The sequence below is a fragment of the Alcaligenes sp. EGD-AK7 genome, from assembly GCF_000465875.3.
In the GTDB taxonomy this organism is placed as follows: domain Bacteria; phylum Pseudomonadota; class Gammaproteobacteria; order Burkholderiales; family Burkholderiaceae_B; genus Alcaligenes; species Alcaligenes phenolicus.
In genome coordinates, this window is the sequence record NZ_AVOG02000045.1 from 87,119 (window position 1) to 108,938 (window position 21,820).

The 21,820-nt window shown below is 58.7% G+C and carries 10 protein-coding genes and 1 tRNA gene; 3 read left to right on the plus strand and 8 right to left on the minus strand.

Going from position 1 to position 21,820, the window contains the following annotated elements; translation table 11 throughout:
* Nucleotides 1–6: 6 nt before the first annotated feature.
* Both folB and ttcA read left to right on the plus strand, forming a co-directional pair.
* Nucleotides 7–366: a dihydroneopterin aldolase gene (gene folB / locus N879_RS14855; RefSeq protein WP_009464109.1), complete on the plus strand. Its 360-nt coding sequence runs from the start codon at nucleotides 7–9 to the stop codon at nucleotides 364–366.
* Between the two features lie 57 nt (nucleotides 367–423).
* Nucleotides 424–1,479, plus strand: a complete 1,056-nt coding sequence (ttcA, locus tag N879_RS14860; RefSeq protein WP_009464107.1) for a tRNA 2-thiocytidine(32) synthetase TtcA — start codon at nucleotides 424–426, stop codon at nucleotides 1,477–1,479.
* A 158-nt stretch (nucleotides 1,480–1,637) separates the two neighbouring features.
* Here ttcA and N879_RS14865 read toward each other — a convergent pair whose 3' ends face one another.
* The 5 genes from N879_RS14865 to hemA form a co-directional block, all read right to left on the minus strand.
* Entirely contained in the window at nucleotides 1,638–2,219 is a 582-nt protein-coding gene (locus tag N879_RS14865) for a UbiX family flavin prenyltransferase (protein WP_009464105.1), read from the minus strand.
* Nucleotides 2,216–2,542 carry a Grx4 family monothiol glutaredoxin gene (gene grxD, locus N879_RS14870; RefSeq protein ID WP_003804985.1) on the minus strand — a complete coding sequence of 109 codons (327 nt, stop codon included), beginning with the start codon at nucleotides 2,540–2,542 and terminating at the stop codon, nucleotides 2,216–2,218. Before grxD ends, N879_RS14865 begins: the two co-directional genes overlap by 4 nt.
* Nucleotides 2,543–2,563: 21 nt before the next feature.
* Complete coding sequence (prmC, locus tag N879_RS14875) at nucleotides 2,564–3,430, minus strand: peptide chain release factor N(5)-glutamine methyltransferase (protein ID WP_009464102.1); 867 nt, start codon at nucleotides 3,428–3,430, stop codon at nucleotides 2,564–2,566.
* A gap of 2 nt (nucleotides 3,431–3,432) precedes the next feature.
* The gene (prfA, locus tag N879_RS14880; RefSeq protein ID WP_009464100.1) at nucleotides 3,433–4,512 is read right to left on the minus strand and encodes a peptide chain release factor 1; all 1,080 of its coding nucleotides are present in this window, start codon (nucleotides 4,510–4,512) and stop codon (nucleotides 3,433–3,435) included.
* Between the two features lie 98 nt (nucleotides 4,513–4,610).
* Nucleotides 4,611–5,885: a glutamyl-tRNA reductase gene (gene hemA, locus N879_RS14885; protein ID WP_021447198.1), complete on the minus strand. Its 1,275-nt coding sequence runs from the start codon at nucleotides 5,883–5,885 to the stop codon at nucleotides 4,611–4,613.
* Between the two features lie 295 nt (nucleotides 5,886–6,180).
* Here hemA and N879_RS14890 point away from each other — a divergent pair.
* Nucleotides 6,181–6,256: transfer RNA gene (locus N879_RS14890), tRNA-Phe, on the plus strand.
* A gap of 203 nt (nucleotides 6,257–6,459) precedes the next feature.
* On the opposite strand, the gene N879_RS14895 is transcribed toward N879_RS14890, so the two are convergent.
* The 3 genes from N879_RS14895 to N879_RS14905 form a co-directional block, all read right to left on the minus strand.
* Complete coding sequence (locus tag N879_RS14895; RefSeq protein WP_128831698.1) at nucleotides 6,460–7,110, minus strand: RNA polymerase sigma factor; 651 nt, start codon at nucleotides 7,108–7,110, stop codon at nucleotides 6,460–6,462.
* A 22-nt stretch (nucleotides 7,111–7,132) separates the two neighbouring features.
* Nucleotides 7,133–20,740, minus strand: coding sequence for a filamentous haemagglutinin family protein (locus N879_RS14900; protein WP_082453677.1), 13,608 nt, complete (start codon nucleotides 20,738–20,740; stop codon nucleotides 7,133–7,135).
* Between the two features lie 102 nt (nucleotides 20,741–20,842).
* Nucleotides 20,843–21,820, minus strand: a complete 978-nt coding sequence (locus N879_RS14905) for a FecR family protein (protein ID WP_009461861.1) — start codon at nucleotides 21,818–21,820, stop codon at nucleotides 20,843–20,845.

Below are 21,820 nucleotides of genomic sequence, written 5' to 3' on the forward strand. Positions count from 1 at the left end.
TTTGCCATGACTACACGCCGTATATTCATCAACAATCTGGTGGTGCAAGCCTCTATCGGCATGCTGGACCACGAACTGGTTCACCGCCAGCCCCTGCATATTGATGCCGAATTCGACACCACCATTACGCAGGACGTTCAGGACGAGGACATCGGGACCGTGTTGGACTACCGTCAGCTGCGCGAGGCACTGATCGACGTCAGCACCACGGAACACACGAATCTGCTGGAAACACTGGTAGAGCGCTTGGCTGAGCGCATCCAGAATGATTTCCCGACCGTGGAACGCGTTAAAATCCGCGCCAGCAAACCCGAGGCCTTTGCCGACTGTGATGCCGTCGGCATCGAGATTGAACGCAGCCGCTAAAGCCCCCTGCCCCGCCTCTGGCTGGGGCTACGACGACACTTCTTTCCGCTTTTCCTTATGTCCCAAGACACCAGCACCCTCCCTCCTTCCGAAACCGAGACTCCCGTGTTTGCCAGCAAAGCTGAACGCAAGCAGCGCGTCAATGACAACAAGCTGAGCAAACGCATCATGCGTGAGGTGGGCCGCGCCATCGGTGACTTCAACATGATCGAGGAAGGCGACAAGATCATGGTCTGCCTGTCTGGCGGCAAGGATTCCTACGGCCTGCTGGACGTGCTGATGACTTTGCAAAAGCGCGCTCCGATCAAGTTCGACATCGTGGCCGTGAACCTGGACCAGAAACAGCCCGGTTTCCCTGACCACATCCTGCCCGAGTATCTGGAAAAGCTGGGCGTGCCCTATCACATCGAAACTCAGGACACGTACTCGGTGGTGACGCGCGTGATTGCCGAAGGCAAGACCATGTGCTCGCTGTGCTCGCGTTTGCGTCGCGGCATCTTGTACCGTGTCGCCAAGGAACTGGGTGCCACCAAGATCGCCCTAGGCCATCATCGAGATGACATTCTGGCTACCTTCTTCCTGAACCTGTTTTACGGTGGCCGCATGAAAGGCATGCCACCCAAGCTGATGTCGGACAATGGCGAACACATCGTGATCCGCCCTCTGGCCTATGTACCCGAGAAGGACCTGATCGCCTACGCCAAGCTGAAAGAATTCCCCATCATCCCCTGTAACTTGTGCGGTTCGCAGGAAAACCTGAAGCGCCAGGAGATCAACCGCATGATTGCGGAATGGGACAAGAAATTCCCGCACCGTTCCTGGAACGTGTTTGGAGCTCTGACACGCGTGGTGCCTTCGCACCTGATGGACCCCAAGCTGCATAACTTTGCAGACCTGAAGGTCACAGGCCAGGCCGATCCGGAAGGCGATAAAGGCTTTGATCAGGATTATTTTGACGATCACCTGCCCGAAAGCTTGCTGGCCGCAGGCTTTGAGGAAGATAACGACGACGCTACTCCGGGCGTGCGTCAGGATGCCTTCACACCTGCTCAGCCTGCCGCTTCCGGTGAACAGCAGATTGTGTTCATGAGCAAGCGTCGTTCCGGCCAATAAACATGACACGCGGCTTAGCGTAGCGCTTGCCGCCTGCAAATACACAAGCGACAGACAATAAAAAGCCCCGATATAAACCGCTAGTGTCTGGAATGATATCCAGATTGTGGAGGTTTATATCGGGGCTTTTTTTGCGCCCGCTGAACGACTATCAGGCCTTAGCTCGGTTTTTGCGAACCATCCCAGCGTTCACCGGACACCTGAATATCGAACAATTCCAACACCCGCATCACCGTGTGATCGACAATATCATCGATGTTTTTGGGTCGCAGGTAAAACGCGGGCATAGGCGGGAAGATGATCCCGCCCATCTCCGTCACGGCCGTCATATTGCGCAAATGCGCCAGATTGAATGGCGTTTCACGCACCATCATCACCAAACGACGACGCTCTTTCAAGGTAACGTCGGCAGCCCGGGTAATCAGGTTGTCAGACAAACCATGCGCCACGGCGGCCAGCGTACGCATCGAGCACGGCACAATCACCATGCCCGCCGTAGGAAAACTGCCACTGGCCAAGGTTGCACCCACATCGCGGAAGCTGTGCACCTGATCGGCCAGAGCCTGAATCTCGTGCCTGCCGATATCCAGCTCATATTTGATGTTCAGCACCCCGGAGGGCGAGATCACCAAATGAGTTTCCACATCCGGACAGGACTGCAGCACTTGCAGCAGGCGCACGGTGTAGACCGCCCCGGTGGCCCCGGTCATGCCGATGACCAGGCGTCGCTTGGTGCTCACTCCAGAGCCCCAGCCTCGCGCAGCATGGTTTCCAGTTCGCCGTTTTCGTACATTTCAGACACGATGTCCGAACCGCCGACGAATTCGCCCTTGATGTACAGCTGGGGGATGGTGGGCCAGTTGGAGAAGTCCTTGATGCCCTGACGCACTTCGGCGTCGTCCAGCACGTTGACCACAACCACCTGGCTCAGGCCAACAGCGCGCAGAATCTGCACGGTGCGTGCGGAGAAACCACACTGAGGAGCTTGAGCTGTGCCCTTCATAAACAGCACAACGGGGTTTTCCGTTACGGTTTCGCGGATGAAATCTTGAACTTCACTCATGATGTTCTCTTAAGAAAAGAATTAACACTGTCCACCTGTGACCCGCCGGATTCCTGCCAGATCCTCATAACTGATGACCTGTTTGAACCCTGCCTGCCGCAGCATATTTTGCACATGGTCGGCCTGATCCCAGCCGTGCTCCATGAGAAGACTAGCACCAGGACGCAGATACGGCCCGGCTCCCTGAACTATTGTACGCAAATCCGTCAAGCCGTCAGAGCCATCGGTCAGTGCCTGACGCGGCTCGAACCGCACATCGCCCTGCGCCAGATGTTCATCATCCACTGCAATGTATGGAGGGTTGGACACGATCAGGTCAAAAGGTTCCTGGCCTGCCACGGCATCGTACCAACTCCCCAGGCAAAACTCGACTTTCCCACACAAACGCTGAGCATTTAAGCCCGCCTGCGCCAATACCAGTGTGCTGATGTCACTGGCGACCACATGGGCATCAGGACGTGCCAGCGCCAGAGAAACCGCAATGGCGCCGCTGCCACAGCCCATATCCAGAATGCGGGGAGATTGGATGTTCTGCACACGCTCCAAGGCACGCTCAACCAGGGTTTCGGTATCCGGGCGAGGAATCAGCACCGAGGGCGACACCAGAAACTCATGGCCCATGAATTCCCGCACACCGACGATATACGCCATGGGCTCGCCCGCCACACGGCGGGCTTCCAGAGCTTGATAGGCTTGGATCTTGTCCAGCGGCAACTCGTCCGTGTCGTGCGCAATCAGCCAGGAACGACCGACGCCCAGCACCTGCATCCACAGCATGTCGCGCTCCAGGCGCGGCAAGGGACTTAACGGCTGCAAGGCTCGCAAGGTACGGGGATAGTCGGCAGGCGTGGCCATTGAGGACACGGCCTGCTCACCGGATAGGTTCATGCTCACGCCTGCGCCAGATCAGCCAGCAAACCGGCCTGATGCTCGGACAGCAAGGCCTTGATCAGCTCGTCCAGATCGCCGTCCATGATGTAGCCCAGCTTGTACAAGGTCAGATTGATACGGTGATCCGTCATGCGGCCTTGCGGGAAGTTGTAGGTACGGATGCGCTCGGAGCGGTCTCCCGTACCGACCAGGCTTTTACGCTCGGCGGCTTCTTTGTCAGATTGCTCACGCTGCTGCTTGTCTTTCAGACGAGCGGCCAGCACCTGCAAGGCCTTTTCGCGGTTACGGTGCTGGGAACGGTCGTCCTGACACTCCACCACCAAACCTGTAGGCAAGTGAGTCAGACGAACGGCAGAGTCCGTCTTGTTCACGTGCTGACCCCCGGCACCACTGGCGCGGAAGGTGTCCACACGCAAATCAGCAGGATTGATGGTGATTTCAGCCAGGCCTTCGGCTTCGGGCAACACGGCCACGGTACACGTAGAGGTATGGATGCGACCCTGGGCTTCAGTCTCAGGCACACGCTGCACACGGTGCGCACCGGACTCGAACTTCAGACGCCCGTACACATCCTGGCCTTCAATTCGAACGATCACTTCCTTGTAACCACCCACTTCCGAATCGCTGGCAGACATGATCTCCGTACGCCAGCCGCAGTTTTCAGCATAGCGCATGTACATGCGCAGCAAATCCCCGGCAAACAAAGCGCTTTCGTCCCCACCGGCACCGGCGCGGATTTCAATGAACACGTTACGGGTGTCGTCCGGGTCGCGCGGCAGGAGCAGGATTTGCAGTTCATCCTCCAGTTGAGCGATACGTTCCTTGCCCAACTTGTATTCTTCTTCGCCCATTTCCTTCAATTCAGGGTCGGACATCATGTCCTGGGCCGCTTGCAGATCCCCTTCGGCAGCCTCATAGCTTTTGAAGGCTGCTACAACAGGGTCCAGCTCGGAGCGCTCGCGCGACAGTTTGCGAAACTCGTCCATATTGCTGGCAATTTCAGGCTCGGCAAGCATGGCATCAACTTCATGCAGACGGCGAGCCAATTGCTCAAGCCGACTGCGCATAGAGTCTTTCATAGGGAACAGCCTAAAGGGAAAATCAGAGGGTCTGGGCGCAGTTCAAAGCTATCGGGCTGCACCGCAGGAGAGTCGGTGAACAGACAACAGCCCAAACGCTAACGTCGACGGGTGGTCGAGGGCAACAGACGAGGCAGCAGATTCAACAATTGCTCGCGCTCGGAACCCTCACTGCGCGTCAATTCAGCCATCGGGCCGTGCATGTACTTTTGAGTCAGGCCATGCGCCAGCATTTCGATGACTTCTGCTGGATCATCGCCACGGGCCAACATGCGGCGCGCGCGCTCCAGCTCGTGTTGACGTACTTTTTCGACCGACTGCTGCACATCCAGAATGGCCGGCACAATCGCACGGGTACTCAGCCAGTGCATGTAATGCTGCACCTGGGTGTCAATAATGGCTTCAGCCTGCACCACAGCGGCCTGACGGGCATCGGCACCCCGTTGTACAAAGCGGCCCAGATCATCGACGGTATACAGGTACACGTCGTCCAGGCGACCTACTTCGGTTTCAATATCGCGTGGCACGGCCAGATCAACCATGACCACAGGGCGGTGACGACGCGAACGCACAGCTCGTTCCACCATACCCAGACCCAGAATGGGCAAGGTACTGGCCGTACAGGACACCACCACGTCAAAATCTGCCAGACGATCAGGCACATCAGCCAGCTTCATGGTGCTGGCCATGAAGCGCGAGGCCAGGCTTTCAGCCCGTTCCTGAGTACGGTTGGCGACCACGATGCTACAGGGGTTCACTGCCGCAAAGTGCGTGGCACACAGCTCGATCATTTCCCCAGCACCAATAAACAGCACTTTGGCCTGGCTCAGGTCACCAAACACACGCTCGGCCAAACGGACAGCCGCGGCAGCCATGGACACCGAATGGGCGCCAATAGCGGTTTGCGTACGGACTTCCTTGGCCACCGAGAAGGTGCGCTGGAACAATTGATGCAACAAGGTGCCCAGCGAGCCGGCCTCGTTGGCGGCACGCACGGCATCTTTCATCTGACCCAGAATCTGGGGCTCACCCAAGACCATGGAGTCCAGACCGCTGGCAACACGGAACGCATGGCGCACGGCCTCGTTCTGGTTGTAGCGGTACAGATGGGGGGTCAGCTCGGCAGAGCGCAGACTGTTGAAGTCTGCCATCCATTCGGGCAGACGCTCAGCCACATGGGGCTCGGCCGCACAGTAGATCTCGGTACGATTACAGGTAGACAGAATGGCTGCTTCACGGACACCGGTGCCGAACGTGGCACGCAAGGTATCAAGCGCAGGCTTTAACACATCGATCGGAAACGCAACGCGCTCGCGCACGGCAACGGGCGCGGACACATGATTCAGACCGAAGGTTAGAACATCTACAGACATGAGCAGTACAGGCTATAGCCCTGAAAAGACCAAGACTGGCAATTTTGCAAAGGCAAAACGCATGAAATTTAAGTGATTTTACGCCGCAAGCCGCAATTTTGCCAAAAATGTTACTTGAATTGCCCTTTTGTGATTACAATTGCACTCCTTTATGCAGCCCTCTTTTCGCTGAAAAGGGCCTCCCCCTAGGGGTACGGCAAATTTGAAGTCGAAAAGATGCATAAATTTTTTGTTGTACTATGCGCACAAATTAAAAAACGTGGTATAGTTCTATTTTTACCGAGCAGTACACGTTGGCCTGGTAGCTCAGTCGGTAGAGCAGAGGATTGAAAATCCTTGTGTCGGTGGTTCGATTCCGCCCCAGGCCACCAAGAATTCAAGCAAAAAGCCCAGTCAAACGACTGGGCTTTTTGTTTTTCTACTTGCCAGATGCGCATCAAACAGCCAGAGCAACTGGATTACCCATATGCGCATGGCTCAAGCGAACACCTCTTTGCTGGGCCAATATCGAGATTCTCGATATAACGGAAGTATCGATAATCTCGATACTTGCTGTTCCAGCCCCCCGTCGCCCTCAAAACCCCACCGGCTCCGCCATCCAGCCAAACCCGGCCGTCATGGTCGGTGGTGGTTTCAGACAGGAATTGCGCCCCTGCCGCAGTTCTGTCCAGTTTCCAAGCAAGGCCTGTTCGCAATGCGCCTCTGCCCGGCGCAGCTCGTTGCGTGCCTTGCTGGTGGTGACGCCGAAGCGTTCGGCCACCACACTCAGGCTCTGTTCTTCCAGCCGGGCCGCCAGAAAGATGGCGCGACGTTGGCGGGGCAGCAGCTCGATGGCGTAGATCAGGACGGACAGCAAAGATCGGCCGATCAGGCTGGACTCTGGCCCCGGCATGGGGGAAATCTGCTGATGCTCTTCCAGTTCCTCCAGGGGCACCAGCGTCCCTCTGCCGGACTCGGCTCGCCATTCATCGATCGCCAGATTGCTGGCCATACGCAGTAAATACAGGCGGGGGTTGGCGACCGGCCCGATCTCCCGGCTGCCATGCAGACGCAGCCAGGTGTCGTGCAAGGCATCCGCTGCGCGGTCGCGGCAGCGCAGGCGGATGGTCAATTGACGCAGCAGCTCTTCGTAGTGCACCTTCAGATACAAGCACAGTGAATACTGCGGCGTCACACACTCTTCATTACGCTTGCGTGTAGGCAAGGGCAGGCAAGTGGACAGCATGATCAGATCTCCCAGGCTCAAGCTACAGTGTCATCCGCCGCCGCTCCTCGGGCGTCAACCGATCCAGAGCGGATTGCGGATTGGCGCCCAGTCCCAGGACCTGCACCGTACTGTCTTGGCGATACGCAGAGGCATCTATCCTGGAAGTCGCTGGGCCTGCTCCTGATGATGTGGCCCCGCCCCCTGACTGCCCTGCATCCCCAAATCCCAGAATCTGCACAGTAATGACCGAAGGCAGATTCTGACGAGCCTGTGCACGAGCGCGGTTGACCGTATCCTGCGCCGCCGATGCGGCCGACGATGCTGTCGCGCTGGCGTTACTCAAGGCGCCTGTGTTGACGGTCGCCACCACCGGAATTCCCTTGGACTCGCCCTGTACCTGAATATTGTCTGCATTGACCACACGCAAGGCGGCGATATTGATGTCGCCCGACACGCGAATCCCTGCCTCGCCCGCGTCCACCGTTCCCAATGGCGCAATCAGATCGATATAACCTGGCGGGACCTCGGGAACCGGGTTCAAGGTAGCGATACCTGCACCGGTATTAGGCGTTGATGGTGACAAGGCCACATTGCCAAACAGATCGTAAACACGACGTTGCGGCGTGTAGACCACCGTGGTCTTGCTACCCCGACCCGCGTTAATGTCCCCTGCTGCCGACCAGGCCAGAATATTGCCGCCAAAGGTCGTAAAGACCCGGCTCTGTCCCATCAGAATGTCGCTTTGCGAGAAGAAGTTGATGTCCCCTTCCCCTTGCGTGATCACACCCGATCCCGGACCAGGGTTAAAGCCACCATCAATCCCCACCAGGGCACGCCCGCCGGGAGTCAGGATGCTGATATCACCACCAAAGTTGGTGTGAATACCCGCATCCAGCACGTCGTAGAACGACACGTTGTAACCCGGACTGCCCAAGGCCTCCCACTCGGTCTTGGTGATGTAATCCAGCTTGGGAGTGGGTCGACTCTTGCCCGTCGTGTTGTTCACGTAATCCGCGTCGTAATACAGCGCACTGCTGTACATCGTCAAATCACCCGTGTAGCTCAAGGCCTTGCCTTGAGCATCCTGTTCGGGGAACAAGGTGGCAATCGCTTCACGACCACGCAAATAGCTGCCTGCGCGCTTGCTGTCACTATCGTTGTACTCACGGCCCGATGCCTTCAGCTCTGCGTAGTACACATTACGCAGATAGCTGCGTTGCTGCTCGGGCGGCAAGGCCTCGAAGAAGCTGCGGGCGTCCATACTGGCCGCATCAAAATGCAGGCCCAGGCCGTTCTTGTCGCCAAAGCGGGTGCTCAACCAATTGACCAAGTGCAGCTGGCTCTCCAGCTTGTACTCTCGCGCCAAGGGACGACTGGAGGCATTGCGGCCTTCAGCCCTGGCCTGATCGCGTACTTGGTCCAGCTCTCCCTGCTTCTCGTGCAGGAAGGCTTGTGCGCCGGCTTCATCGCCTGTGTAGCCAAACTCGCGTTGCAGCCATTGCCCCAGCGTCAGGCCACCGCTATAGATGTACAGCGCCTTGCCCTGTTGATCTGCAAACGGCAGCTCCAGATCAGCCTGATTCTCGGGGTTCAGATAGCGCGCCGCAAAGTCGTTCCAATGCGCTCCTTCGCCCATTCCGGCCGAGACCGAAATACTGGCGCCGCCACCACGACTATCGGACAAGGCACTGCTCAAGGGCCCCAGACTCTTGATCTCGCCCTTGTCAGCCAGATACACATGACGCCCGGCCGACACGTCCAGCAAACCTGGCCCCAAGATATAGAAGCTGCTGTTACGCACGTCCCGACCCGCTTCAACAATGGAAATATCGTCTGCCCAGGCATGGGTAATCAAATTACCGCGTGTCGTCGCAGTGGCACTCTTGGCCCCTGCCACGGCATCTTTCTGCCCCAGGCGTGTGCCCGAGTCGGTAATGTCACGCCCGGCCCGAATCGCCACAGGAACCGAGCCTTCCATACGTGAGCCCTGCGAGCCCGGTGGGTATCCCAACAACACTTCCTGACCGACGCGCAAGCCAACAATGTCGCCGTTGACGGCGTAGTAACGAGCGGGCTGACGTTGAGCTGCGGCAGTACCGATATTGACCGGCGTACCAAACACAAACAAGGAACCTGTATTTTGACGGCCTCCGTACAGCGAAGTGATCGCCTTGCTGCTGACGGTGAACCAGTCGTTGAGCTTGACGGCCTCGCCATCCACGTTATGAATTATGCGGGGGTTATAGCCGTACTCGCCGCCCCCTGTCTGCGATAGCAAGCCTACAAAGGCAGGACGGAAGGGGCTGGACATGGCCGCTGCGTCTGCCGCCGAGGCCGAGAAAACGTAGCCGGCCGCCTGAATGGAGCCCCCCGCCAGGAACTGCAGTTCACCACGCCCTGTTGCGTTGACAAACTGCTCGCCCATTGGCGAAGGGGCCAGTACCGTACCAAAGCCATAACGCAATATTGAATTGCTGGGTACAGTGGCATCGCTGGCACTGGCTCCATACTGAATATTGCCGTTAGCGGCCGCCGCACGCAGGATAGAAGGATAGAAATGACCATCTGCGTTATGGGACTGGTTGCGGCCTGGGTCGCCCCAACGCGTATCCTCATACGCATTGCGCTCATCCCAGGACGTGGTGGGCGTCAGGTTGCCCCCCACACTCAACAAATCAATTGCCGTCGCCGGTGTCCACAAGGAGAACCAGGACCAACCATTGCCGTCATAGTGCTGGCCATCTACGGAGAAAGGCGTTGAGCTTAAGGACAAGGTACGCCCTGGGTCTACCGTACTGCCCAGCACCAGATCGCCCCGCGTTTGCATGCGTACTGCGGAGTCACCCAAGACCAGAATCGGACCACCTGTTGCGGTCCCTCCGCCGCTGGCATAAATATTGCCAGGACGCGTATCCATTTGATCTGTTCCACCAAAGCCCAGCTTTACCCCACCAACCGCGCCGGCATCCAGAGCAATCGCTCCTCGCAAATTCACCAAAGTGCTGTTCAGGTCATGCTCGTTCAAGCGCACATCGGGGTTCGGGTTCAGTGTGCCACCCAGGCGCAGGACCAGGTCCCCGCCACCTGTCTGTACCAGTTCGCCCCCCGAGGTGATTCGGCCTGTGCTGCCCACCACCAGATGCAAGCCCTGGCTGCGCGGCGTATGCGTCTGCTGATTCCAGCTGCTGCGAATACCGCGCTGGTTCAACATGCCGGCATCCGCCCCGGCCTCCACGGTCAAGTTGCCACCACCCAAAGTACCCACACCGGTAAAGCCGGCCAGGAAAGGATCGTTGGCAAACAACCAGGTGTCGTACTCGCTATACCCGCCATTTGCGGTACCCGCCACATATGTCCCGAAGTTGACCCACCAGGCACTGGGAGTCCCTTCCGAGGCTGACACTGCACTACCCGTTCCCTGGCGCCACAACCAGTTACCCACTGCCGTAGAAGCAATCTGCTGACGCGTGTTGTAGAAGGTGTAGCTCTGATCATTCTTGCCGTCGTTATTGCCGACCAGATCCCCCTTCACACTGCCTTGAGCACGCAGCAACACATTGCCGCCCTTTTCGGGATACCAGGCCTGATACAGGCTGTCCGCACCACCGTCGACCAGCGACTCGAAACGCTTGCCTTCCGCGCGCAAGATCGTGCCATCGAACAACTTGCCACGCGCCTGGTTATAGGCCGCCCCCATCGATGCCGACGGCGTGCCTGCGGTGTAGACCCCATACAGCGAGTTCATCTCGATGTCGCCACCAGACACCAGATCCAGATCACCCACGCCCGTACGCAGGACACTGAACAGTTGTTCACGGGCGGGCTGTTTCACGTCTTGCATCTCGGGCGGTGTAGCGGGCGAGAGCTCGGCGGCCATATCGCCCATGCCAAAAATATTCAGTTCAGTGATATCGGTGCCGATAATGCCGTACGCTTGCAGCTCTTCGATCTGCGCCTGTGTCACCTGCTCACCAGAGACAGGCACAAAGCTCAACCAATAGCCCCCCGCCAGCAACTCAATCAGCTCTTCAAAGCGGCTGACCTCTCCCCAGCCATACACCGCTGGTTTACCCGTTCCTGGAATTTCGGTTGATTTCACGCCAAGGCCAAAGTGCGTATCCGCCAGCATCAAGCGACGCTCGGTATCAATCAACGTCAAGCGATTATCCGCTGCCGAGGTATCCGCCCCGGCAACCAGACGCAAATCCCAGGACTGCGAGCCAGCGGCCAACATGGGGGCCAGAGCCAGCATGCGACCTTGCGCGTCATCCCCATCTCGAGGACGAAGATCGACCATCACGGCCCCGCCCGGCAATACCACGTCCGTCTCGGAAGGCACCAGCGCCCCTTTCTTCAAGGCAACCTGCTGGTTCAATTTCATAAGCACCGGCAAGGGCACGCCTTTGGGCCACAGAGTAGCCGCCATTTGCGCATCCTCCGGCAAACGGAAGCCCGCGGCCAACTGCATATTGGCTTGTAGTGTCACTGCCTCTTTCAAGACCGTGCCAGCGGCATAAACCACTTGCCCGGACGCATCCAGCACGGCCGCTGACAGCACCGTTCCTGCCTGCAAGGACAGGCCTTGCGCCAGACTCATCAGGCTGGGGATTACGGTGCCGCGTGGCAAGCTCATGCCCTCCACGGGCAGGTCATAGTTAACGGTACGACCGGCCGCGAACTGGGTCCCCACGTCCAGCGTGGCCATGCCGCCATGGGGGATGATGAGATCACCGCCAAAAGGCATACGACCTGCGGGCAGAACCCAGCCACCATCATCAGCCGTGACACCCAGCACGGAGGTATTGAAGCCATCCGTCAAACTGCCAAAAATCGTCAGATCTCCAGCGGCGCGCAATACCAGGGCCCCGGCCTCGCCCGAGCCATATACCGAGCTTTTCTGAGCATGAGGATTTACGCTGGCATAGCGGTAGCCCGACAGATCAATATCCCCATCTACATGCAGATCACCATCTGGATTCGTGGCGGCATTGCTGACAATCTCCACACCAGGGCGCAGGTGGAATTGATCACCATAAGCACGCAGCCCGGCCAGCTTGCCTTGCATCAAGGCCTGATTCGCCAGAGCCTTGTTGATGAAGGTTTCACTATCCAGATGCTTCTGACGCAAGTAGTCCTGATCGATACGCTGGTAGCTGCGACCATCTACCGTTTCATCGAGGCCAAGCTGCGCATCGTCGTATTGCTGGAAAGCATTGACGGCAATCGACCTCGCCCCGGTAATGTTGAGTGCACCGCGTGCATCAATATCGACATCGTTGCCCGTCGCGCCACCCAGGCGCGGTGCGTTCAGAGCGACAGTGCCGTAATTCGCATGGGAACCAGCCACACTCAGATTCATGCGCATGCCATCGGCCAGAACCAGACGACCCTGGCCCGAATCAATTTCAATGATGGCCCGGTTAGGTGCTTCAATCACTTGGCCGTAACTGTCCCGACGCAGCACACTGGCACTGGCATCCAGCACGGCGCTGCCAGTCAGGGTCACCCCTCGCTTGGCAGCCAGGCGAATGCTGCCCGCCTGCTCACCGCTGGCATCAATGGTGCCGTTGACCGTCAGGCTGCCATTGTCCACGGAGACATTGATTTCACGCGCTTTAAGCTCGTTGCCAATGAGCAGATCCCCCTGGCGCAGCTGGAAGCTGCGACCACCCCACACCGATCCTTCATTCAGACGGGCGTTAAGTCCCGCAAAGTCCGCAATCTGCTGTCCACGCAGCTCAATAAAGCCGGAGGCAAAAGGCACCAAGGTACCGCCCGCATCGTAATGCCCTGTTCCAGCTCCCGACATACGGCCACGCAAGTCCACCAAGCCGTTCAAGGCCAGGGCCGTCAGTTTGCCTGCACGATTGTGCTGGGCCGATACATCAATCAGGGACTCCGCCGCTTGGATCACATTGCCGCCGCGACTCTCCAGCACAACCTCGCCACCCCAGCTGTACTTGTTCACATCAAAGAAGCTGATCGGACGCCCTGCCAGATCCAGTTGCGCACCCTCTTGCAGAACCACATCGTCCTGAGCAGACAGCTTCAGCTTGCCGCTAGGCAGCAAGGCCGCACTGTTCCAGACCAAGGACCTGGCAGCATCCAGGCTCAACTCGGCTCCCAAGGCGTGCACCGCTGTGGCCAGATCAGGCTGCACCGTGCTGCTCCCCTGCGGACGAGTCACCGCAATGTTGCCACCTGCACGGATGTTGTTGACCGAACCGGCCTGTCCGGTAAACAAGGGGGTGCTGAAGTTCAGATTGCCGCCCTGATAGGTCCAGCCATTGCTGGCTGCATCCCAGGCACCACGACTGTGGTACACGGACAAGCTGCCCTTGTGATTGGCTGTGATGCGCTCGGAAGCATTCAGGTTCACGCTGCTAAAGCCCAAGGCCAGACGGTCGTGCATACCCACGGTATCGGGCTGGCTTTTCGGGCCGTAACCAAACTCAATCTGCTGAGCATCAAATACCAGACGGCCATTCCCCGTGCCCGCGCCGCCTTCCACGATGCTGCCCGCCGGTGTCGTGGCTCCGTTCCAGACCAGAATTCCGGTTTCGATACGTGCTTCACTATTTGCGTCGCCATAGCCATAAATGGCAGCTGCGCTTAACACCAGGCGCTCCAGTGCCGACTTGCCTGTCACCGGGTCCAGCGTGCTCAAATTGACATCACCATAGAAGTTGACGGAGTCACGCGCCGTCAACACCAGGTTCTCCAATGCAGGCGCCCCCATCTGGGTATCGCCGCGCAGCAAGCGCTCCAGCACACTTTGATTCAGCGTCAGACCGGAGGGCAAGATACCCGCAGCAGACGCGTCGGACAGGGCCTGCGCTCCGCCCACATTGATGCCACCCATGGCCAGCACCAGATTGCGTGTGCCATAGCGCACCGACTCATCCAGCTCAAAGGTTTTATTGGTGGCAGCAGTAATCGTGCCTTCAGAATACAAGCGGGTTTCACCCGAACAACTGCTACCGACGGCACAAGTCCCTATATGCAGAAAGCCCGCCCCTACCGTGCCCCAACTATCGTCGTTGCTGGGTGCAGTGACATCCAGCCAGCCATTGCTCAAGGCCAGAACCCCTTTCTGACCGGGCTGCAGCACATAGCCTTCGCTGGAGTCCCAGGGCGCGGCGCCTTTGCCCAAGGTGTTGATCGTGGCGCCCTGCTCAACTGTCAGGCCCTTTTCACGATTACCCACCACCAGAAATACCTGCGCAGCTTCCAGCACGGCGCCGCCGCGAATATAGATTTCATCTGTGCGCGTGTTGCCCAGACTGACACGCCAGGCATCGCGGGTCGAACCATAACCTTGCAAGGCAAACGTAGAGGTAGGTGAACCCCCGATACTGATGCCTGCCGCCCCCAGGCGATTGAGCACACCGGACTCTACCGACATACCATCAAAGCCTGCGGTCGGCGCTGCCCCATCAGCCAGCACTTCAATGCGCTGACCAGTCAGCACCACATTGCCCCCACGGCCATTCTGGGCCGGTTCAAACTTGGCAACACCGGACGCCACCTGCAAACGGTTCGCCTCCAGCTGCAGTTGGCGGGCATCTCGCTCCAGTTGAGGGCGCGGGACGCTATCACGCATGGCCCAGTCCAGCCCAAACTGCGAGTAAGACGTTTCGTTGTACTGGGAATACTGGCGCAGGGTGTCTGCCGAGGTCAGCACCACGCGCGAGGGCATGGCATCCATGACATGGGTATTGGCGATCCCCAAACGGGCGGCCACATTGTAGGAACCATTACGCATTGCAATGGTGCCACCCATAGCCGCACTGGCACTGCCCGAACCACTGATTTCAACGCGGTAAGCACCAGGCAACAAGGCGTAGGTAGAGGGCAGCAAGGTATACGTACCTGCGGCCAGGCCCGGCACGCCCTCTCCGATATGAATCTGGCGTCCCACCATAGGATCGCCTGCACCATTGTCGGCCGCCAATGGCGCCACCACTTGCTGTACACCTGGCACGACGGCATAGACCGGGTTGCCAGAAAGCTCGGGCAGCATGAAGCCGTTATTGGTGCTCTGAATCAGGGGGTGCAGACGGGCATCCGTAGAACCACCCCGCCCAGGCAGGAAACCTGCTCCTGTCAGTTCTCCACCACCCGACAGATCCAGCAAGGCACCTTCTTGCACGTCCACGCTGGTGGCTTTCAGGCTGAGATTACCCAGCAGACCGCCCAGGCCCACATAAGGCGCATCGCTACCTGCATAGTTATAGGTCAGCCCATCCACCGTCCCGCCGTAGGGCATGATCAAACCCGCGGCACTGACCGAGGTAATGCTGCCAGGGCGCATCACCATGGAGGTTGGGGCTTGCGAGGCACCACCTACACCCACACCCAACTCCAACTGCCCCAAGGGAGCCAGCAACACACCGCCCTGATCAATATTGCCCGACATCAGGCGCAAGACACCCAAGGCAGAATAAGGCTGGGCGACAGGGCCACTGCCAATGCGCTCGATACGCAAGCTGCGCTGCGGGTCATACTGTGTCAGCGGGTTATTCCACTGATCGCGCTGGATATAACGGCCGGAAATCACCTCCGCCGTCACGCCAGTTCCCGGATAGATGCGGCCAGCCGCCAGCACCAGATCCCCTTCGGTCAGCAGCTGTGTACGATCACCGACCGCATGCTTCAAGAAACGAAGGTCGTGCTGCGCGCGCAGATCCACCGTATCAAAACCGGCACGCGATACCTCGGCCTTGCCACTTTGCAAGGACCGGCCCAATGCACCGAAGGCGATCTGGTTGGCTATGTCCAGCACATTGGCGTCGATACGCAGATAGGAGTCTGGCAGCAGCTCGGGCAATCGGCCTTCATTACTGTTCAGAGCCTGAATCAGCGGAGTCACATACTTGTCGCGGGTGGGATGCGTTGCCCCTGCCAAACGGACATGAGGCGCGGCCAGCTTGATCGTAGCACCGGGCATTGAGCCAGGGGCCAAGGCAATCTTGGGGGTGGCCAGATGCAGGCTTTGGCCCATCTGCAAATCCACACCGTTTTCAATCGACAAAATGCCGTTGGACAGCAGGGCCAGATTATCAAAGCCCCCCGCCTGAATGCGGTCCACACCCAAACGAGCATGGCCGTAGACCAAACCCGCATCAGCACGACCAGCTTGCAGATCAAGCGGCAGATTCTCCAGTTGCTGCTCTTGCACCAAGGTCATTTCACGGTGTGCCAGCACGCGATCACCCGGCCCACCTGACATTTCATAGTTCGGCGACTCCAGGGCGACCGACAAGGTTCCGCCTGCCGCATTGGCACCACCGGCCCAGGCCTGCATATCGCCATCCAGATACAGTCCGTTGAAGCTGGCCAGATGAATGACACCGCCATTGGAAGCGATGGTTTGCGCGCCCTGACCAGGCATGTCCAAAGTCGCTGCGGCTCCGGATGCCAGCAGGCGCGCGCCTTCGCGCACAATGACAAAGCTGTCGATAGCCTTGACCTGCGTCGCAGCCTGCTGGTACTTGCTACCAATTTCGATACGGCCACCATTGAGCACCTTGCCGTAGCGTTGACCCTGGGTATCGACAGCCGTCATGGCCTTGCCCGACACATCCAGCACGGCATTGCTGCCCAACCAGATTGAACCGTCGTGTCCTTTGAGGTGGCGCACGTCCTCGCTACCAGCACTCAGGCCATAGATACCGATCTTGCCACCCGAGGCTCGCAAGGAGCCATCCACCGTAATCTGACCGCTGCCTTGCAAGATAATGTTGCGACCATCATCTACGCTAATATGCGCCGCCTTGCCCACGGACAGGGTGGGGCCACTGGGGTCCACATCTTGCTGCTTGTACTCAAAACCTGCCGTCAAGCTCAGATCGGCACCGCCGCGCTGGCTGATCGAGCCTTTTTCGGGCGATTCGCTGAACTCGGGTGGCAACCACAGGGAGGCAACCTGGCTCAGATCCCCACCATTGGCCAGTTGACGTGCAGCGGGCAGATCCAGCTGCATGACGGGCATGTTCAGCGCCAGATTGGCCCCTTCTGCCACGGCCACGCCGTAACCGCCTATCACGTCATAATTCGCAAACCCTTTCTGGAACAGGCTGCTGTCCAGATGCAGCATGGTCCCCACGGCCACATCCTGCGTCAAGCGCGTTCCGGCACGCAGCAAGGTGCCTGCGCTATAGCTCAAATCGGCATGAGCGACCGTGCCAGCCTTGTAAACACCGGGGGATGGCGCAATGGCAATGCCATCAGGCAGGATATCTGCCGGCACCACATAGTTGGTCGGGAAGCCGGCGGGATTCATGATCTCCATGATCACCGTTCCCGCTGGTAAGGTTGGCGCCACGCTCCAGCTATAACCGTCTACCCGCAACTGCTGGCCATTGGACAGCCAAACCGAATAACTGGAGTTCTCGTTGCTTGGCTTGGGCAAGGTCCAGGGGGTCGTCAAATGAATCCAGCTGGACTGATTGGCCTGCTCAACCTTGGGCGCCCCGCCAATAACCTCGCCAGCGGCGGCATGGGTACGCATGTAGTGGAAATCCACCGGCAAAATCGCACCAGCAGCAATGGTAAAGGCCTCGGTCGTCAGCAAATCGGCCAGAGAGCTTTGACCCGCCTGCAGGACGCCATCACTGCCCTGCACCGTGCCACCCAACACGACAGTCTCCCCGGTCTGCAAGCGCAAGGTGCCACCACCAGCCACACCATGACCACGGATTTCACCTTCGAAGACCAGTCGTCCACCTATGCCGGATACGCCGGATATATACGCATCAGCGGCCAGAGTGATATTGCCACCCTTGCCACCTAGCACCGAGCCATCGGCCATATAGGCCGCCGCCGAAGAGACGTCCAGCAGCGCGTGTTCGGCCACAGTCACATCACCGCTGCTGCGCAAAATGATTTCACCACCATTACGCCACGGCAGATAGCGCATCGCGCGGCTATCCATCTCCTGATTGCTCCAGAAGCCTCTGGTATCCAGGGTGACACCTGAGTCAATTCGTGTGGCAGCAATAGCGCCGGCTGCCACATCGGCAATCTTGCTGGATTGCCAGCCCAAACTGGCGCTGGTCCATTTATCCACCATATCACCCAGCAAAATACGGCCACCGCGCGCCGTCAGGTCAGCCTTCACATCGACCTGATTGGCATGCAGCGCGATCTCGCCACCCAGAGCAAGCTCCAGCGCGTCGTTGACTTCCACACTTTGGCTGGCATAGGCACGTAGAGCCCCCAGACCCATTTGCGTCAACCAATCGGAATCCAGGCTGATGCGAGAAGGGCCGGACGTCGCGTTGGACTGCTCCCCCCCCTCCTGCGCCTGAGCCTTGCCAATCACAATCTGCTCAACCACTGCACTGGGGCTATAGCTCAGATTCTGCGTGTCCTTGTCATAAACCGGCGTCCAGCCACCCAGAATCAGCTCGGCCCGACGCGCTACAGCCGTTTGTGACTGCTGATAGCCATCCAGCTTGGGAGCCGGTGCCTGAATCTGGCGCGGGCCCTGGTAAACCTCGGATTCGATATGCCCTTGCAGGTCCGCCGCCTTGGTCGAAATAACCAGGCGGCCCGCATCACGTCCTACCGTATAGCCTTCTTCGTAACGCTGGGTAGGAGCCAGAATCGGGTTATAGAAGCTGCGGGTTTGACCCCAGCGCGCACTGGTCTGCTCGTAACCCTTGTACAAGCCGGTGTAGAGCAAATCGCCCGGTGCACTATCGACCGTGTATAGACGGCCATCCACACCCCGCAGCCAGCTTTGGCGCAGATAACCGCTTTGTACATCCAGCGTGCCGCCCGACAAGTTGATCAAGGAACCGGGACGCGTCACCACGCTGGCACCGCTGAACTGCACGGTGCCGCCCTGGGCGGCCCACTCGCCGATACCGTGGCTGGCGACCCCCAGATAACCACCCACCTCCAGTAGCCCGCCCGCGGTGTACCAACGGTCCTTTTCATAGCCATTGGTGCCAGCAGGAACAAACACCAGGTTGCGGCGATCCAGCCAGACATCGCTGCTGCGCAGATTGTCGCCCTCGCGGTTGACCGGAGCATCGCGTTGCTCATTACCCTGAATGTTGATCATCAGGTTGTTGGCTTCCATCGCCACGCGAACACCCACATGGCCGGACACATCAATCACGGCGTCCTGACGTACCTCGCTGTTCCTGGCCGCGTCCACAAAGACCTGACCACCCGTCGCCAGCGTAAGGCTGTCGGCGTCAAAAACCACATCGCCACCGCTGGCAATCTGTACCAGCGACTGATCACGGCGATGACGCAGGCCGTCGCCTTCCTTGTCCGACTCCTTGATCAAGGCTTCGCGTTGTACATCCAGGGCGGTAGCAGCGCTTTCGTCCAGCACAATCGCTGTGACGCTATCCTTGCCCAAGGTCACGCTGGATTGAGCATCCGTCTTGTTGTTCTGCAGATGAATCGTGCCTCGGTTGTGAACCGAGGTGCTGGCCACCAGCACGCCGTCCTGGCTGATCGTGCGCCCGGCCAAGGTGATGTCGCCCGTTGCGGCTTGAATCACGCCCGTATTGCGAACCAGGCCCGCCTTGTCGGATGCCCCTGCCTGAGCTACCACCGTGTTGCCACGGGTGGTGGAATTGACGTTTTCCTCTGTCCCCATCCCCTTGCGGATGATGAAGTTCTCGCCAGCGGCCAAGGCAGCCTGCCCGCCCGGGGTCGAGATACTGCCTGCATTGTGCACTTCCTGCCCCAGCAAGAGCACATAGCCCCCGCCCTGGTTCACGGTCTCGGATGCGTGTGTGCCGATACGTGCACCGGCGTGTATCTCGATCTTGCCTTGCGCATTAGTGAAGGACGCCGTGTTGGCATCCTTGCCATACAAACCTTCCTTGAATTGCTGGTCCGTGATCTTGGCGGCGGCTGTCACCAGATTGCGCACGTTCACTTGAGACGTGCCACTGAACACCACCCCGTTCTGGTTCACCACCATCACGGTGCCATCACCCTTGATGGCGCCTTGAATCTGGCTCGGGGCCGTCTCTGCCCCCACAACACGGTTCAACACCGCATCGGACGCTTTTTGCTGGAACTGCACCGTGGTGTTGCGGCCCACGTTAAAGCTTTCCCAATTCAGTACGGCTTTGCTTTCGGTCTGCTTGATGGCAACGGTGTGCTGACCATTGTCTTGTGTGTGCACCGGACGCTCTGCGCCGGTCCAGACGTGCAGATTGCCTGCAGCATCACGATCCCACACCCCGCCTTGCACATAACCGTCCGGCACACCGGCTTCTTTGGCAGCAGCCTCGCGCGCGGCTTTTTGTGCAGCTTGCTGAGCAGCAATCGCACTGGCGGTACGACCCAGGTTCTCGACCGAACGGGCCAATTGCTGACGTGCTTCGGCATGTTGGCGTGCCGCCGAGTTCAAAAGGCCATTGCCCGGATCAACCATTCCACCTTGTGCGCCGGAGACATTGCGCTCTACCGCTCCCCGCGACGCGAACCACGCGCCTGATACGGGCTGGGTTTGCGCATAAGCCTGCGCACTTACCCCCCCTGTAAGCAGCAAGGTCGCTATGGCTCGGGCCACCGGCGTCAGGCGATTTCGGGTCTTGTCGCGAGAAGCTCTATCGACAGGGTTTCTAGGATCAGATGACTTGGAAGACAAACTGCGTAGGCGTGGCGACATTGCTTGAGTTTCCCGGCTTAAGACTGGAGGGATTTCGTATCCATATCTACAAGACTGGTTCTGGCGAGAAATCAATCATGCCTATTTTGTTACTTTATGTAACTACGCCTGCCTTACCAGAGCAATACCACCCGCCAACTCTTGCACCCGTATGCCGGACATGGCGCGCAGCATATCCAGGGCCAAATCCATATCGCTGATGGACAAGCTCAAGTACACCGGGCGGCTCTTCAAACTATCGCTGTAAATCACGATTTTTCCGGGCCGATAGCGGTTCAATTCTTCCACTACATCGGCCAGAGGCTGACCTTCAAAAGCCAGATAACCACGTCGCCAGGAACTGACCTGGTCCAGGTTAGGGCGCTGCACCGCGTGGATGCGCTCATAGTCGTAAACCGTTTGCTGGCCCGCCTGCAAAGTGACGGTTTGATTCGCCTGCACCTGGACCTGCCCTTGCAGGCACGTCACCGTTACGTTCTTCCCCGTGTAGCGCACGTTGAACTGCGCCTGTTGCGCTTGCATGCGCCCTGGCCCAGCCTGAACGTGGAGGTGGCTGGCCGCTCCATCCAGCACCCGGATTTCGACTTCACCTTCAACAAGCTCAATGCCTGCCCCCTGGGCAGTATCACGACGGTTGATGCAAGTTTGCGTGTTCATCTGAATGGCAACGGCCTGCCCCAGTTGAATCTCACGCTGCTCGCCCACCCCTGTTCGAAAATCCGCTGTCAGTTCCGTGAACGATGGCCACAAGCCCCAGGGCGGATGTACCACTCCCACCACCGCCAGGGCCGAGACTGCAAAAGCTCCCCCCATGAAGGCGCGCCGGGCCGTAAATACAGGTGGGGCAGCGGGAGCTTTCCATTCCGGCAACAAGTCTCTGGCGGCCTGCAAACCCGGCGTTACCGTGTCCATCGTTACCGTCAGCTCCTGCCAGGCCACACGATGTTCGGGACTTTGCTCCAGCCATTGCTGAAAGCTCTGCGCATCGGACTGCCGGGCACTGCCCGAATGCAGCCGCACCCACCATTGATTGGCTTGGGTACGCACGGCGTCAGACGGGAAGGAGGAAGAAGGACTCAT